This is a genomic window from Georgenia sp. EYE_87 (assembly GCF_023148685.1).
Taxonomy (GTDB): domain Bacteria; phylum Actinomycetota; class Actinomycetes; order Actinomycetales; family Actinomycetaceae; genus Georgenia.
Genome location: NZ_JAHXNL010000004.1, coordinates 107,424 through 121,503, shown reverse-complemented (window position 1 = coordinate 121,503; position 14,080 = coordinate 107,424). Strand labels below are relative to the sequence as shown.

Sequence of the window (14,080 nt, the reverse complement as noted above, 5' to 3'; positions counted from 1 at the left end):
GCCCGTGGGCTGTGGAGTCAGCGGCCGAGCGCGGCGCGGAGCGTGCGGTGCCGGCGCAGGACGTCACGAGCCGGCTCGGCGAGCGTCTCGCGGACCACCGCGGCGGTGCGGTCCAGCACGGCCGACCGGTACGCCTCGGCGGCCGCCGAGGCGTCCTCGCGCCGGACCGAGGCGGCGCAGGAGAGCAGGAACCACGCGGCGACGAGCCCGGCCACCGGCGGCACCGCCACGGCCAGCCACGGCAGCGACAGCAGCAGCGCCAGCACCAGCCACACGACGGCGCCGGCGGTCAGGGCCGCGGCCGCCGCGACGAACCGGCCCGCACGCCCGGACCGGGCGGGCGGCAGCGGGACCTCCCCGACGGCTAAGACCACCGCCTCCCGCAGGACGGCGGGGCCGGGGACCGCGGCGTCGACGGCGGCGGCCCAGGGGCCGGGCAGCCCCTCCTGGGCACGGCCGACCCAGCCGTCACGCACGGCGGCGACGGTCGCGTCCGCGGGCGGCTCGGGCGGGGCCACCGCACCGCCGCGGGACGCGCCGACGGCCGTCCGCACCGAGTCGGCCACGGCGTCCACGCCGGCGGCGCGAGCCAGCTCCTCGGCGACGTCTCCGACGTCGTCAAGGTCCGCCTCCCGATCCCCCACCGCGTGGGCCAGCCGCGCGGAGACCGCGTCCACCTCCGCCAGCGCGGTCCGGACCGACACCGAGGGCCGGCCGACCGCCTCCGCGAGGACCGCGCGGACCTCGTCGATGCCGGCGTGCGCCAGCGCCGAGGTCGCGAGCACGCGGACGTCGGGCAGCCCGTCCGCGGCGAGGAGCTGGCGGACGTCCTCGACGACGCGCTCGACCGCCCCCGCCGTCAGGGTGTCCGCCTGGTTGACGAGCACGAGCATGCTCTCGCTGCGTCCCGCGAGCGCGCTGAGGTAGCGCTCGTGGAGCGCGTTGTCCGCGTACTTCTGCGGGTCCACGACCCACACCAGCAGGTCGACGAGCGGCAGGAGGCGGTCGACCTGCACGGCGTGCTCCACCGCGACGGAGTCGTGGTCGGGCAGGTCGAGGAGGACCATGCCGCCGAGCGCGCGCTCGTGGTCGCCGTCGAGCTCCGACTCACGCTGGATGCGCCGGTCCGGGGAGACCTGGAGGAAGTCGAGCAGCTGGTCCGCCTCGCCGCCCCACACGCAGGCCGCCGCGACCTCCGTGGTGGGGCGCAGCGCACCGACGTCCGCGAACTCCAGGCCGGAGATCGCGTTGAAGAGGGAGGACTTGCCCGAGCCGGTCCCGCCGACCAGGGCGACGACGGTGCGGTCCCCGCCGAGGGCGAGGCGCTCGGCGACCGCGTCCAGGTCGGCGTGGGCCCGGGCCGCGTCCAGCGGGTCGACGAGGCCTCCCGCGGCGTCGAGCGCCAGCGCGAGGGTGTCGGCGCGCTCGGCGAGCGTGGTGGCGTCGAGGTCGACGTCCACGTCCGGGAGGACGTCGGCGCGTCGGGAGGTGATCGTGGTCATGCGTGCTCCTTGAGCTCGGTCGCCCGGAGCCGGAGCGCGGTGCCCGGCTGCACCGGGAGCGCGTCCAGCTCCGTCAGGTAGGGCTCGACGGTCGCGCGCACGACGGCACCGGCGCGCTGGACCAGGTCCGTCCGGGCGGCGTCGACCAGCGTGTCGCCGCCGGTCAGCCGCCGGGCCGCACCGTCGGCGCCCGCGACGCCGGCGGCCGCGGCGACGACGAGCCCGGCAAGACCGGCAGGTCCGAGCACCTGCGCGGCTCCGCCGTCGGGCACCGCGGCCCGCACGCCGGCGCGCCACTGCTCGACCACCTCGCGAGCGGCGCCGAGGCTGCGGCCGCGGGCCGGCTCCGGCACCGCCGGGCCCAGCCCGCGCGCCCCGGACGACGCCGGCTCCCAGGCTCGCCGGACGCCGTCGGCGGCGCCCCGGATCGCGTCGGCCACCACCAGCACCACCGCCGCTGCCGCCTCCTCGGCCAGGGCCGAGACGGCCGCGTCGCGCGCGGCCAGGTCCCGCCCGTTGCGGCCGTGGCGCACGCGCGCGCCCTCCTGGACCAGAGGGGCGAGGTGGCCGCCGGTGGAGGCCAGGGACAGCCACCGGGTGGCAGGGGCGCCGAGGCCGGCCCGCCCCTCGCGCAGCGCGTCCGTCAACGCGCGGACGGGAGCCTCGGACGCCTCCTCGGCGAGCCGGCGGAGGGTCTCCACCGCCTCGACCTGCGCGTCGGCGCCGGCAGCCAGGGCCAGGAGCTGCTCGCGCAGCCCGCCCCACACCCCGCGGGTGGTCCGGCGCACGAGGCCCGCGGACCGGCGCCGGTCCGCCACCAGCGCGAGCCACTCCTTCAGCTCGGCCACGACGCCGGGGTCGAGCGGGCCCTCGCGGGGCCCGGTCTCGGGGACGACGAAGAGCGGTGCGGAGCCGAGGCCGAGGGCGTCCATGCGCTCGAGCAGGTCCCGGCGCACGGGGACGCGGACCCGCGCCGGCAGCCGGTTGAGGACGACGGCGGTGGAGATGCCGCGCCCGTGCGCCTCGGTGAGCAGGTGCCAGGGCAGCGCGTCGCCGTAACGCGACGCCGTGGTGACGAACACCCACAGGTCGGCCGTCTCCAGGAGCCGGTTGGCGAGCGAGCGGTTGCTCGCGTGCACGGAGTTCAGGTCGGGCGCGTCGAGGAGGGCGAGCCCGGCGGGCACCTCGGGGTGGGTGACCACCGTGGCCAGCTCCGCGAGCGGCTGGCCGTCGAGGGCGGGCGCGTCGACGGGGTGGACCGCGACGACGGCGCGGCGGGTGGTGGGCCGCAGGACGCCGGCGTCGCTGACCTCGTCGCCGAGCAGGGAGTTCAGGACGGTGGACTTGCCGACGCCGGAGGAGCCGCCGAGCACGACGACGGCGGGGGCGTCGGTGCGGCGGAGGCGCGGGAGGAGGCGGGCGCCGGTCTGCGTGAGGACCTGCTCGCGCAGCTCCCGCAGCTCGGTCGCGCCGGGCAGGTCGAGGGGGAACGCGACGCGGTCGACGTCCGCCTGCAGGTCGGTGACGACGGAGACGCGCGGGCCGCGGGCCCCCGCCCCGTCCTCGTCCGGCGCCGAACCGTCCCCGGGTGCGGCACGGCGATCAAGGTTCAGCGTTGTCACCGGCCCATTGTCGGTGATCGGCGCGCGGTCCCGGCGCAAGCGCGCCGCGCGCCGGGTATCGGCCCGGGCAGAACTGCGCCCCCGGCAGGGTTCGAACCTGCGGCCATCCGCTTAGAAGGCGGGTGCTCTATCCGCTGAGCTACGGGGGCTCGGGCAGAAAGGTTAGCCTGCGCAGGCGCTCGTCCCCGTACGGTCTTGTGAAAGCGCGCCGATGTCGCCGGGTGAGGCTTCGCATCCCGCAGGGTCCAGTCAGGTTGCAGGTTCGAGTCCGGTTGGGTGCGCCGTACCCTGGCCCGGTGAGCCGAAACACCGCACCCACGGACCCGATCGTCTGGATCGACTGCGAGATGACCGGGCTGGACCTCGAGAAGGACGCCCTCATCGAGGTGGCCGTCGTCGTCACCGACTCGGAGCTCGTCCCGGTCGACGCCGGCATCGACCTGGTCATCGCCCCCACCCCGGGGTCGGTGGAGCAGATGAACGACGTCGTGCGGACGATGCACACCACCTCCGGGCTGCTCGAGGAGCTCGCCGCGGGCCTGACCATGGCCGACGCGCAGGAGAAGGTGCTCGAGTACGTGCGCCGGTGGGTGCCGGAGCCGCGCAGGGCCCCGCTGGCGGGCAACTCCGTCGGCACGGACCGGTCGTTCCTCGCCCGCGACATGCCCGAGCTGGTCGACCACCTGCACTACCGGATCATCGACGTCTCCTCGATCAAGGAGCTCGCGCGCCGCTGGTACCCGCGGGCGTACTTCCAGTCCCCGGCCAAGAACGGCGGGCACCGCGCGCTGGCCGACATCCTCGAGTCGATCGACGAGCTGCGGTACTACCGCGCCGTGCTGTTCCCGGAGGACGAGGGGCCCGACTCCCCCACCGCCCGGGCGGCTGCCGCCGCGGTGGCCGCGGCCCCCACCTCCGCCGTCGTCGAGGCGCTGGCGCAGGAGGCGGCGCTCGAGGAGAAGGCCACCGAGGACGCCGCCCACGGCGCCGCGGCGGCCGGGCTCGGGCGGAGCGCCGACGCGCCGGCGTGACCCAGACCACGGCGGACGAGTTACAGCCGGACCCCGCAGATCGGCTATGCTCGTCCACTGTTGCCGCGGGTGATCGCGTGCAGCGATGGTGGGTGTAGCTCAGCTGGTAGAGCGCCGCGTTGTGGTCGCGGATGTCGCGGGTTCAAGTCCCGTCACTCACCCCATTCAGGAAGGGCGGGCCGCTCCGGCGGCCCGCCCTTCCTCGTTCACGCCCGGTCCGGGCGCCTCGTCACCAGAAGGCGCGCACCGCGATCGCGTCGGCGAAGTTGTCCACCGCGCCCGGCGTGGTGGACAGGTAGAGCGAGGCGTCCACCAGCCCCACCTCCATGACGTGCAAGCCGTCCTCGCCCTCGACGACGTCGATGCGGCAGAAGGTGAGCTGCTCGTCGCGGCCCATCCGTTCCTTGATGTAGGAGTGGATCGCCTTGCGGGCCTCCTCGCCGAGGCGCCACTCGGCCTCGGTGGCCTGCCGGGCGTGCGCGACCTCCTCCGGGGCGTCCACCTCGCCGCGGAAGGGCCCGTGGAGCATGGCCTCCTTCTCGACGGCGTGCGAGACCAGCCCGTTCATGAAGATCAGCGCCGTCTCGCCACGCTGGTCGACCGACTCCAGGTAGCGCTGCACCATGACGGCCCGCCCCTGCGAGAGCAGGTCCATCGCGTGCCCGATCGCCTGCTGGCGGGAGACGGCGTCCACCGCGGTGTAGCGACCCGTGTCGTGGGCGCCGGAGGAGACGGCCGGCTTGACCACGAAGTCCCCGCCCGCGGGAAAGCGCGTGTGCACCTGGTGCTTGCTGAGGTTGCGCTCCGGCTCGAGCCACACGGTCGGGATGGTCGGCATCCCGCGCTTCTCCAGCTCGAGCAGGTAATGCTTGTCCGTGTTCCAGCGGATGACGTCGGCGTGGTTGCAGATCCGGGGCACGGACTCGGCCCAGCGCACGAACTCCTCACGCCGGGGCGCGTAGTCGCTGACGGAACGGACGACGACGGTCCCCGCCGCGGACCAGTCCACGCTCGGGTCGTCCCAGACGGCGACGCGCGGCTCGATGCCGCGCTCGGCCAGCGCGTCGGGCAGGGGGGCATCATCCTCGGAGAGCTGGGGCAGCGCCGCGCAGGTTGCGAGGGTCACGATCGGCTTTGACACGCGGTCAACCTACCGCGCGCCCCGCTCCGGCGCAGACGGCGGCCAGCCGCGGGCCTCGGGGGCGACCCACCGCGGGAACGGCAGTGTGAGGTACGACTCAACAAGCACCGACAGCCGCTCATCATCTGAGACGTAGGGGTCCATGGCTTTCGGGCAGGGGTCCTCACAAGGTTCCCTGGATGCAGTCGAGCCGCCGATCCGGGTGGCTCCCCGGTCCCCGTCACCCTCCGGCGGGCCGGACCGACCCCGAAGGACTGACATGCTCAACCTGCGCCGCCGCGCCGCTCTCGGAGCGTCCGCCGCCCTCGCCCTCACCCTGGCCGCCTGTGGCGGCTCGGACGCCGACAGTGCCGAGAAGGGCACCGAGGACAACCCCGTGCGCATCGGCGTGGTCGGTGCCTCGGACCCGCAGTGGCCCATCTTCGAGGACCTCGCCGAGGAGGAGGGCATCGCCGTCGAGATCGTCGACTTCACCGAGTACACCCAGCCCAACCCGGCGCTCACGGACGGCGACCTCGACCTCAACCAGTTCCAGCACATCCTCTACCTGGCCCAGTACAACGAGGCCGACGGGCAGGACCTGACCCCGATCGGCGCCACCGCCGTGTACCCGCTCGCGCTGTACTCCCTGAAGCACGACGCGGTCGAGGACATCCCCGAGGGCGGCGAGATCGCGATCCCGAACGACGTCACCAACCAGGCCCGCGCCCTCTTCGTCCTCGAGGAGGCCGGCCTCGTCACCCTCGCCGACGACGCGGGCGTCGTGCCCGACCCGACGGACGTCGTCGCGGAGGAGTCGAAGGTCACCGTCACGCCCGTCGACGCGAACCAGACGGTCGTCTCCCTCGACTCGGTCGACGCCTCCATCGTCAACAACGACTTCATCGACGACGCCGGCCTCAACCCCGAGGACGCGCTCTTCGCCGACAGCGCCGAGTCCGAGGGCGCCCGCCCGTACATCAACGTGTGGGTCTCGCGCGCCGAGGACGCCGACAACGAGACGTACCAGCAGCTCGTCGAGATTCACAAGTCCCCCGGGGTGACCGAGGCGCTGCAGGAGTCCGCGGGCGGCACCGCCTCGCTGGCCGACCAGAGCGCCGAGGAGCTCCAGGAGATCCTCGCCGAGGTCCAGGCGAGCATCGCCGAATGACACCCGCCGGGCGGCGGACGCCCGTCGCCGGGAAGATGGGCGCATGAGTCCGATCATCCGGTTCGACGGCGTGCACAAGACCTTCGGCGAGGGACCGAAGGCCGTGCACGCCGTCGAGGACGTCACGCTCGACATCGACGAGGGCGAGATCTTCGGGGTCATCGGCTACTCCGGTGCCGGAAAGTCCACGCTCGTCCGGCTCATCAACGGCCTGGAGCGGGCGACCTCCGGGACCGTGTGGGTGCACGGCCACACCGTCTCCTCCCTCAGCGAGAAGCAGCTGCGGCCGCTGCGCACGGACATCGGCATGGTGTTCCAGCAGTTCAACCTCTTCTCCTCCAAGTCCGTCTCGGAGAACGTGGCGTACCCGCTGCGGGTGGCCGGGTGGGAGGCCGACCGCCGACGGGCCCGGGTGGCCGAGCTGCTGCAGTTCGTCGGCCTCTCGGACAAGGCGCAGGCGCGGCCGGCGGAGCTCTCCGGCGGGCAGAAGCAGCGCGTCGGCATCGCCCGCGCGCTCGCCAGCCATCCGAAGATCCTGCTGGCCGACGAGGCGACCTCCGCGCTCGACCCGGAGACCACCCGCGAGGTGCTGGGGCTGCTGCGCCGGGTGAACTCCGAGCTTGGCCTGACGATCGTGGTGATCACGCACGAGATGGACGTGGTGAAGTACCTGTGCGACCGGGTGGCGGTCATGGAGCACGGGCGGGTCGTCGAGATGGGCGCCGTCTACGACGTCTTCTCCCGCCCGCAGCAGGAGGCGACCCGGCGCTTCGTCGGCACGTCGCTGCGCGACCGGCCGAGCCCCGAGGTGCTCGCCCGCCTGGCGGCGAGCCACCCCGGGACGCTGGTCACCGTCGCGGTGCAGGAGGACACCGGTTCCTCCGCTCGCATCATGCGCACCATCGCCGACCGGGAGGTGGACGGTGCCATCGTCTACGGCGGGATCACCGAGATCGGTGAGCGCCCCTTCGGCTCGCTGACGCTCGCCCTGACCGGCGAGCCGGCGGCCATCGACCAGGCGCTCGCCGAGCTGCGCACGTTCACCACCGTCGAGGACTACCCGTCGTTGGCGGGGAGGGAGCGCTCATGAAGTTCGACTGGGCGAACGACTGGCCGGTCTTCCTCCAGGCGTTCTGGGAGACCCTCTACATCGTCGCGCTCTCGCTCGGGATCGGTGGCGCGATCGGGCTCGTGCTGGGCCTGGTGCTGTACACAACCCGGCGGGGCGGCCTGCTCGAGAACCGCTACGTCTTCGCGGCGCTGAACGTGCTGGTGAACTTCGTGCGGCCGATCCCGTTCGTCATCTTCATCACCGCGATCGGGCCCCTCACGATCACCCTGACCGGGTCGCGGATCGGGACCGACGCCTTCATCGTGCCGGCGGCGACCATGGCCTCCTTCGCGACCGCGCGGATCGTAGAGCAGAATCTCGTGGCCCTCGACCCCGGGGTGATCGAGGCGGCCCGGTCGATGGGCGCCTCCCCCATGCGGATCATCCGCACGGTGATCATCCCGGAGGCGCTGGCGCCGCTGATCCTGGGCTACACGTTCCTCTTCGTCGCCGTGGTGGACATGTCCGCCCTGGCGGGCATCGTGGGCGGCGGCGGCCTCGGTAACTTCGCGCTCACCCAGGGCTACCAGCGGTTCGACTGGGTGGTCACGTACGTCACCGTCCTGGTCATCGTCGTGATCGTGCAGCTGGTGCAGTTCCTCGGCAACCACCTGGCCCGGAGGGTGCTGCGCCGGTAGGCCGACGCCCGGCGGCGAGCGGGCCGGACCGGTGTGCCGGACATCACCCGCCGTATACCCGGCCACGGCTTTGAGGCCTCCTGCGGCGTGCGGTAAAGTCACATCTCGCACCGAGCACCGCTAGCTCAATTGGCAGAGCAACTGACTCTTAATCAGTGGGTTCTGGGTTCAAGTCCCAGGCGGTGTACTTCTGAAGGTCCCTGTCCCGCTCCGCGGGGCGGGGACCTTCCTCGTACAGGCCGAGCAACCAGGCCGCCGACACCCGGGTCACTGCCTCCACGCGCCGGGCCACCTGGACGACGTTGCGCGGATTACTACGGCCTGCCTCCCACTGGGCGTACGCAGGTGCCGAGACGCCGAGCTTCTCGGCGAAGGCGATCTGCGCGAGCCCTACAGACAGGCGCGCCTTCCTGAGCTTGTCCGCAAACGTCCACTGAGGCACGTATGCGGTCACTTCACCTTGTGTAGCAGCCATGCGCTACAGCATGCACCCACATGTGTATGTGTGCAACCCTCGCAAACTAAGTTGACTTACTTCGTCGATGCATGCTTGTGTACACCTATGAAACCCAAGCATGCTGAAACAGGCGGAGGGTTACTCACTGTTGGCCAGGCCGCCGCGATCCTCGGTGTTTCGACGGACACGGTCCGCCGCTGGGAGCGGGATGGCCGGGTTGCTGGCTTCCGCACACCCACGGGGCAGCGCCGTTTCCGCCAGCTCGACGTCGAGCGGCTGCTCAGACCCAGCGGCACGTCACCGTCTACGGCACGCGCGATAGGAAACGAGCAATGACACGTCTTGCCGGGCCGGTGGACGTCTCAACAGACGAGTCACTCCGCGACGCGTTACGCGGTGTTGTCGAAGCAGGCTGGGACTCAGGACTGGCGCACGCTGTCGGTAACGAGATTGTCTCCGAGGCGTCTCGTCGCGTCGGCGGTCTCGCGGCACGCAGGCGCGGTGTCGATTTCACCGAGGCTCGCGCGGACCTCGCCTCCCGCTCATGGGAGGCCGCGCGGACGCATACGGACCGCATCTGCGCGGCGCAGGCAAACGCATGGGGGCTGGTCGTCACGATCGCGTCCCGCGAGGCGGCCAAGGACGACGCCGCCGCCAGGGTGGCCGGCATGGCGCAGCCGCACTCCGCGCGACGCGCTGCGGAGACCGTCGCAGTGGACCTCCGTGACTTCACGACGTTCCGACAGCTCGAGGTAGCCGCGCGCCCGCTCGACGGTGTGGCTTCCAAGGCGACCGCCGCAGTCACGGTGGACGAACTAGGCCCGCTGCTCAGCGGTGTCAGTGATCTCCTCGCCCACCACGGCCTCGGCCGCGCCTGTGCACGGCGGGCTGTGGCACGAGCAGGCGAGCTGGCCGTCAGAATGAGGGCTTCCTACCGGCACGGCGCCGCCAGACGGGATGCAGAACCCGGGGGCACGCTCCATTCGCTGGGTTTCAACCCCGAACGCGCCTCGGCCCTTATGAACCTTCTGGTGGGAACGCGCCGCGGGGGGCCTCAGAGCTCGGTGCTGCTGCAGGCCGCCACCAGGGGCGGCATCGACAAGGCGGCGCTTACGTGGCAGCAGATGAGCTGGCTCTTCTGCGCAGCAACTCCCTCAGAGATCCCGCCCGGCTTCCAGATGCCCTTGCCGTTCGCGGCCTGAGGCTCCAAAGACCGAAGGCCCGGCACACGGCCGAGCCTCCTGTCCCGAGTAGTGGTCCCGCACAGTGCTGGCAGGCGCTCGAGACCACTGACAACCCCCTCGCCCGTCGCACACGACCGCAGAGATGAGGTTAAAGGTGACCACGACGGTACCGCCGGGCCACGGTGCTGGTCCAGACTTTCGCGTCGACGCGGACGCGGTGACCGCTGAGCGCGCCTGGTCGCTGGCGCCCATGATCGCCGGCCGTGCACGAGTGCGCGTAGGCGTCCGAACCGGACGCCCCGGTGAGTTCACATACCCCCAACGGGCCGAGAGGCCGCTAACCGCCGCGCTCCCGAGCGCACCGGCCGCCGTCAGGCTCGCGGACAAACACGGGTGCATCCACACGCTGTGCCTCGACCTCGACGTCGGTAGGCACGGCGCCCAACAGGTTGAGGCGGACCGGCGCACACTCAGCGCCTGGCTCGACTCGTTCGGCGCGAAGTATGTGACCGACCGGTCTCCCTCTGGCGGCCACCACATCTACGTCCCCCTCGCGGGTCCGGTGCCGTACCGGGATGCCTGGGAGGTCGTCCGCGCGCTGCGGTCGATCGCCCCATCCCTCGACCCCTCTGTGTTCAACAGCGTCCACGGGTGCATCCGCCCCCCTGGAGCGCGATGGAAACACGGCGGCTACCAACTCCTGCTTGGAGACATCGACGAAGCCAGCTTCATCCTGAGCACGAGAAACGCCGAATCGCTGTGGCTGAGTATGTGGAGCAGCCTCGAGCAGGAACGACATGAGCTAGGCACGAACGAGCCGGCGGCACCGGAGCCCGAGGCCACACAGGCTGCGGCCGGCGTCTCGACCACCCGCCCGTTCTTCGCCCGTCTCGAGGCGGTCGCGCGTGAGGGGACGACCGAGGCGTACAAGAGCCGCTCCGAGGCCCGCATGGCCGTCCTGGTCGGCGCCGCGCGTATCGGAATGCGATTTCAGGACGTCGTTGCCCGTGTCGAGGACGGGCGGTGGGCCGGACTGGCCTCGTTCTACGCCAAGTACACCGGCACGGTCGCCCGCCGCAGGCTCGCATCGGAGTGGAACAAGGCCCACCGCTTCCTCGCCGCCAACGGGCTGAAGCAGCCGCCGCCAACGCACCGGGAGAGCCACGGCCGTATCTCTTACACCAGCCCCGCAGGGTCACACGCCCCCACCAGGGAGACTCGCTCGCACCGAGAATTCATCCTGCAGTGGCTCGCGGCCGCGGACCGTCAGCTCACCGCCCACTCCGCCTCCTCGCGTCAGGCCCGGTCGGCCCGGTGGGTCGCCAGAGCACTCGCCGAGGCCGCGGTGAAAAGCGGAGGTGAGAACGTCGCATTCGGCGTCCGGTCGCTCGCGGTCGCGGCCGGCATGTCGCACACATCAGTGGCCACGCACCTGAAGTGGCTGCGCAGCCTCCCGGACCCGCCCGTCGTGCTCGACCGGGTCGGGCGCCTCGAGCACGCCGACACGTACTTGCTCGTCATTCCCGACGAGTTCTGCCCGACCGTGCCACCTCGTGGACGCCGACGGGTCTTTGCCCTCCGACCGGCCTTCCGCGCCCTTGGCCACGTCGCCGCGGAGATCTTCGAAGCGGTGGAAGACGGACGCGCGGACTCCGCCGTGTCTGCCTCCTTGGTCTGCCGGATGTCGCTGACCGCGGCCAGGGAGGCGACGGACATCTTGCTGTCCTACGGCCTCCTGACGCGAGCCGCAGGCCGGCTTGTCGCCCGGCCGGGCCGGCTGCCGACACTCGCGGAGTACCTCGGCGCCCACATCGAACTGCGCGACCAAGTCGAGGCCTACAGGCTGCAGCGCAGGGCGTGGCATGCCTACCTGGAGTGGCTGCTGGCCCACCCCCTCGGCGGACAGCTTGAGTCACACGGAAGCCATTGCCCGGAGCCGTCCGCCTCGGTCCTCGCGAACGCTCTTACACAGGGACGGCGACATTCAGGTGGCTGTCCACAGGCAGCCGACACCGCACCATCGCATCGCCCCACGATGGGCCAGACGAACCGGTGCGCGGCCCTGCCCACTAGGTAACCGAGCGGCCGCCGAACCAGCGGCTGGATCCAACGAGGGGAACTCCGATGCCATCGATTGAGGGAAGCCCGTTCGCTGGCGCCCATCGCGTCAGCCTGTTCGAGGAGCAGGATCCGGACCCGGTGAGTGCCAGTGGGTCTGGCTTGGACGTGATCACGCCGGAGCTCCCCGGGGTTCAGTGGCCTGCCCACCAGTTGGTCCTGCCAGAGGCCTCACGAGCCGGCCTGATCCCACCCGGCTCTGGGATGAAGCCCGTCGCCTCGTGGGGATGGCGGGGCGCTGTCGTCCGCGCTACAGGCGGCATAGTCAGAGTGCGGCCGGGCGCCGCAGAGCTCGCCCACCTTGCCGCCGAACGCACCATCAGGCAGGCGACCTGGTCTCGGGCCGTCAACGTCCTCGTCGCCAACAAGTCCGGCGGCGTCGGCAAGACCGTGACCTCGGTCGTCCTCGCTGGCGTCCTCGCCGCTGCCCGAGGTGGCTCGGTCGCAGCGTTCGAGGTCTCGGACGCGAGCGGCGCATTGAGCAAGCGCGCCGAGGGTGCTCCCGTGCGCGGCCTTGGCGAACTTATCGAGCGCCTGCACGCAATCGAATCGGCTGGTGAGCTGGGCGGGTACACCATGCCGCAGACGTCGCACGCGGACCTCATCGGATCGGTCCGGGACCGGCCGGTGCTGACGGCCGAGGACGTACTCGCGGTTCGCACCGTTCTTGACCGGTACTACCGCGTCACCGTCGCCGACTCGGGAAACAACCCCCACTCCGACGCGTTCTGTGCGGCTGTCTCGACAGCGGACGTCCTCCTACTTCCGGTTCAGGTCTCGGCGGTGCCGTTCCTCGACATGGTGGACGTGCTGACCGCGGTACGCGCCATGGGAGAGCACGGCAGGCACCTCAGCGCCAAGCCCCTCATCGTCGTCAACGACGACGGCCGGCCGAAGCCGGCGGACGCCAGCCACCGGGTCCGCCGAGAGCTCGAGCGGCTGGCTCGCGAGGGAGCGACGGTTCTCGAAGTCCCCTTCGACCCTCACCTGGCGGAGGGCGGCGAGATCACCCTCGCCTCGCTTTCCGACCGGTCGCTGCGCGCCTGGACGAGGGTCGGTTCGGCAGTCATTGCACAACTCGCGTACGAGGCTCAGTAGGAGGTCGCGGTGTACGACGTCATTTCGGCCGGCGCCACAGTCATGGCCATCGACAACCCCATCGACGGTATCGTCCCCAATTTCGGGATCTTCGGTGCCGAGTTCACCGCGTGGTGGCAGAAACTCTTCGCCGCCGCGTGGGCGATCGGCATCCTCGTCGCAATCTTCTTCCTGCTCCAGGGCGTGGTGACGATGGCGAACGCCGGCGACAACCCGCACGACTACGCCCAAGGTCGCGGCCGCGCGATCAAGGCGCTGATCGGCCTGGTGTTGGTGGCAGCTTTCGCGATCCTCGTGGGGGCAATCCTCTCCGTGGCCACCTGACAGGGGGAGCAGCCGATGAGCTTCGAACCGCAGTTCCGCTACCGCCGCCGCTGGGTGCGGTGGATCGTCGCCGGCATTCTCGTGGTGGCATTTACTGCGGGTGCCCTGACCTGGCTGCATGGCCAGCGTGACGGGACCGCCGCGCCCTCGCCCGCTCCGACCACCGCTACGGCACCGACCGCCACACCGACAGCCGGCCGGGTGGCGAACGGGTGTCTCGGTGGGGCCGCGATCACCGCTCAGACCGTGCTGACGGCCCAGCAGCAGGCCCAGCTCGACGACGTCGGAGCGGCCGAGTTCGCCGCCACGTTCGACAGGTGGGCGGGCTCGGACGAGTCATTGCCGCCGGCCGATGAGGTCCCGGTTGTCCTCAAGGCGATCACGGCTCCCGACGCCATCGAGACCGTGACCGGTCTGCCGGCACGTTTCGAGGAGCTCGGGGCGCCGGAAGAGCGGGAAGGGCCAGCAGCCACCACCGAGGGCGGCGGGTACTTCATCGAGTCCTCTACTGACGACGAAGTCGTCGTTTCCGTCCTTCTCATGGTCCCCGAGGTGACTAACCAGGCCGGCCAAATGTGGGCCCAAGGCGCGACATACACACTCGACCGCTCGACGGGAGTGTGGCTGCTCAAGGACTTCAGTGCGAGCCGCGAGGTCTCGGACCTCAAATCCATTGCTCAGCCTTTCGCTGGGAGTTGCTAAGC

At 71.5% G+C, this 14,080-nt stretch carries 14 protein-coding genes and 3 tRNA genes; 12 read left to right on the top strand and 5 right to left on the bottom strand.

Annotated features, from left to right (window positions below; genetic code table 11):
* Positions 1-17: 17 nt before the first annotated feature.
* From KZX45_RS08490 to KZX45_RS08480, 3 genes are all read right to left on the bottom strand, one after another.
* Positions 18-1,502, bottom strand: coding sequence for a GTPase (locus KZX45_RS08490; protein WP_248257294.1), 1,485 nt, complete (start codon positions 1,500-1,502; stop codon positions 18-20).
* Positions 1,499-3,124 (bottom strand): hypothetical protein, encoded by a 1,626-nt coding sequence (locus KZX45_RS08485; protein WP_248257293.1) that lies wholly within the window; start codon positions 3,122-3,124, stop codon positions 1,499-1,501. The genes KZX45_RS08490 and KZX45_RS08485 overlap by 4 nt, the downstream gene beginning before the upstream one ends.
* A gap of 76 nt (positions 3,125-3,200) precedes the next feature.
* Positions 3,201-3,273 (bottom strand) — tRNA-Arg (locus KZX45_RS08480).
* 147 nt (positions 3,274-3,420) lie between these two features.
* Here KZX45_RS08480 and orn point away from each other — a divergent pair.
* A complete protein-coding gene (gene orn, locus KZX45_RS08475) occupies positions 3,421-4,155 on the top strand; it encodes an oligoribonuclease (RefSeq protein WP_248257292.1) in 735 nt (244 codons plus the stop codon).
* Between the two features lie 88 nt (positions 4,156-4,243).
* Positions 4,244-4,319, top strand: a tRNA-His gene (locus KZX45_RS08470).
* Positions 4,320-4,384: 65 nt separating this feature from the next.
* Here KZX45_RS08470 and KZX45_RS08465 read toward each other — a convergent pair.
* On the bottom strand, positions 4,385-5,296 hold the full coding sequence (locus KZX45_RS08465; protein WP_248257291.1) for a hypothetical protein: 912 nt from the start codon (positions 5,294-5,296) through the stop codon (positions 4,385-4,387).
* Between the two features lie 259 nt (positions 5,297-5,555).
* On the opposite strand from KZX45_RS08465, the gene KZX45_RS08460 reads away from it, so the two are divergent.
* The 4 genes from KZX45_RS08460 to KZX45_RS08445 all read left to right on the top strand — a co-directional run bounded on the left by KZX45_RS08460 (position 5,556) and on the right by KZX45_RS08445 (position 8,382).
* Entirely contained in the window at positions 5,556-6,446 is an 891-nt protein-coding gene (locus tag KZX45_RS08460; protein ID WP_248257290.1) for a MetQ/NlpA family ABC transporter substrate-binding protein, read from the top strand.
* A gap of 43 nt (positions 6,447-6,489) precedes the next feature.
* Entirely contained in the window at positions 6,490-7,536 is a 1,047-nt protein-coding gene (locus KZX45_RS08455; RefSeq protein WP_248257289.1) for a methionine ABC transporter ATP-binding protein, read from the top strand.
* Positions 7,533-8,195, top strand: coding sequence for a methionine ABC transporter permease (locus KZX45_RS08450; protein ID WP_248257288.1), 663 nt, complete (start codon positions 7,533-7,535; stop codon positions 8,193-8,195). Before KZX45_RS08455 ends, KZX45_RS08450 begins: the two co-directional genes overlap by 4 nt.
* Positions 8,196-8,309: 114 nt before the next feature.
* Positions 8,310-8,382 (top strand) — tRNA-Lys (locus tag KZX45_RS08445).
* Here the strand turns inward: KZX45_RS08445 and KZX45_RS20460 are convergent.
* Complete coding sequence (locus KZX45_RS20460; protein ID WP_374112579.1) at positions 8,344-8,670, bottom strand: helix-turn-helix domain-containing protein; 327 nt, start codon at positions 8,668-8,670, stop codon at positions 8,344-8,346. The two genes, KZX45_RS08445 and KZX45_RS20460, sit on opposite strands and share 39 nt — an antisense overlap.
* A gap of 87 nt (positions 8,671-8,757) precedes the next feature.
* Between KZX45_RS20460 and KZX45_RS20240 the strand changes: the two genes are divergently transcribed.
* From KZX45_RS20240 to KZX45_RS08420, 6 genes are all read left to right on the top strand, one after another.
* Positions 8,758-8,988, top strand: a complete 231-nt coding sequence (locus tag KZX45_RS20240; RefSeq protein ID WP_308221721.1) for a helix-turn-helix domain-containing protein — start codon at positions 8,758-8,760, stop codon at positions 8,986-8,988.
* A complete protein-coding gene (locus KZX45_RS08440) occupies positions 8,985-9,854 on the top strand; it encodes a hypothetical protein (RefSeq protein ID WP_248257287.1) in 870 nt (289 codons plus the stop codon). Before KZX45_RS20240 ends, KZX45_RS08440 begins: the two co-directional genes overlap by 4 nt.
* Positions 9,855-9,990: 136 nt before the next feature.
* The gene (locus KZX45_RS08435; protein ID WP_248257286.1) at positions 9,991-11,913 is read left to right on the top strand and encodes a hypothetical protein; all 1,923 of its coding nucleotides are present in this window, start codon (positions 9,991-9,993) and stop codon (positions 11,911-11,913) included.
* A 47-nt stretch (positions 11,914-11,960) separates the two neighbouring features.
* Positions 11,961-13,052, top strand: coding sequence for a ParA family protein (locus tag KZX45_RS08430; protein WP_248257285.1), 1,092 nt, complete (start codon positions 11,961-11,963; stop codon positions 13,050-13,052).
* A 9-nt stretch (positions 13,053-13,061) separates the two neighbouring features.
* Positions 13,062-13,376, top strand: coding sequence for a pilin (locus KZX45_RS08425; protein WP_248257284.1), 315 nt, complete (start codon positions 13,062-13,064; stop codon positions 13,374-13,376).
* 15 nt (positions 13,377-13,391) lie between these two features.
* Positions 13,392-14,078 (top strand): hypothetical protein, encoded by a 687-nt coding sequence (locus KZX45_RS08420; protein WP_248257283.1) that lies wholly within the window; start codon positions 13,392-13,394, stop codon positions 14,076-14,078.
* Positions 14,079-14,080: the final 2 nt, after the last annotated feature.

Bases quoted from the DNA above. Each gene is read 5' to 3' on its own strand.
- KZX45_RS08460 (WP_248257290.1), top strand. From the start codon at position 5,556: ATGCTCAACCTGCGCCGCCGCGCCGCTCTCGGAGCGTCCGCCGCCCTC.
- KZX45_RS08450 (WP_248257288.1), top strand. From the start codon at position 7,533: ATGAAGTTCGACTGGGCGAACGACTGGCCGGTCTTCCTCCAGGCGTTC.
- KZX45_RS08440 (WP_248257287.1), top strand. From the start codon at position 8,985: ATGACACGTCTTGCCGGGCCGGTGGACGTCTCAACAGACGAGTCACTC.
- KZX45_RS08490 (WP_248257294.1), bottom strand. From the start codon at position 1,502: ATGACCACGATCACCTCCCGACGCGCCGACGTCCTCCCGGACGTGGAC.
- KZX45_RS08420 (WP_248257283.1), top strand. From the start codon at position 13,392: ATGAGCTTCGAACCGCAGTTCCGCTACCGCCGCCGCTGGGTGCGGTGG.
- KZX45_RS08430 (WP_248257285.1), top strand. From the start codon at position 11,961: ATGCCATCGATTGAGGGAAGCCCGTTCGCTGGCGCCCATCGCGTCAGC.
- KZX45_RS20460 (WP_374112579.1), bottom strand. From the start codon at position 8,670: ATGGCTGCTACACAAGGTGAAGTGACCGCATACGTGCCTCAGTGGACG.
- KZX45_RS20240 (WP_308221721.1), top strand. From the start codon at position 8,758: ATGAAACCCAAGCATGCTGAAACAGGCGGAGGGTTACTCACTGTTGGC.
- KZX45_RS08455 (WP_248257289.1), top strand. From the start codon at position 6,490: ATGAGTCCGATCATCCGGTTCGACGGCGTGCACAAGACCTTCGGCGAG.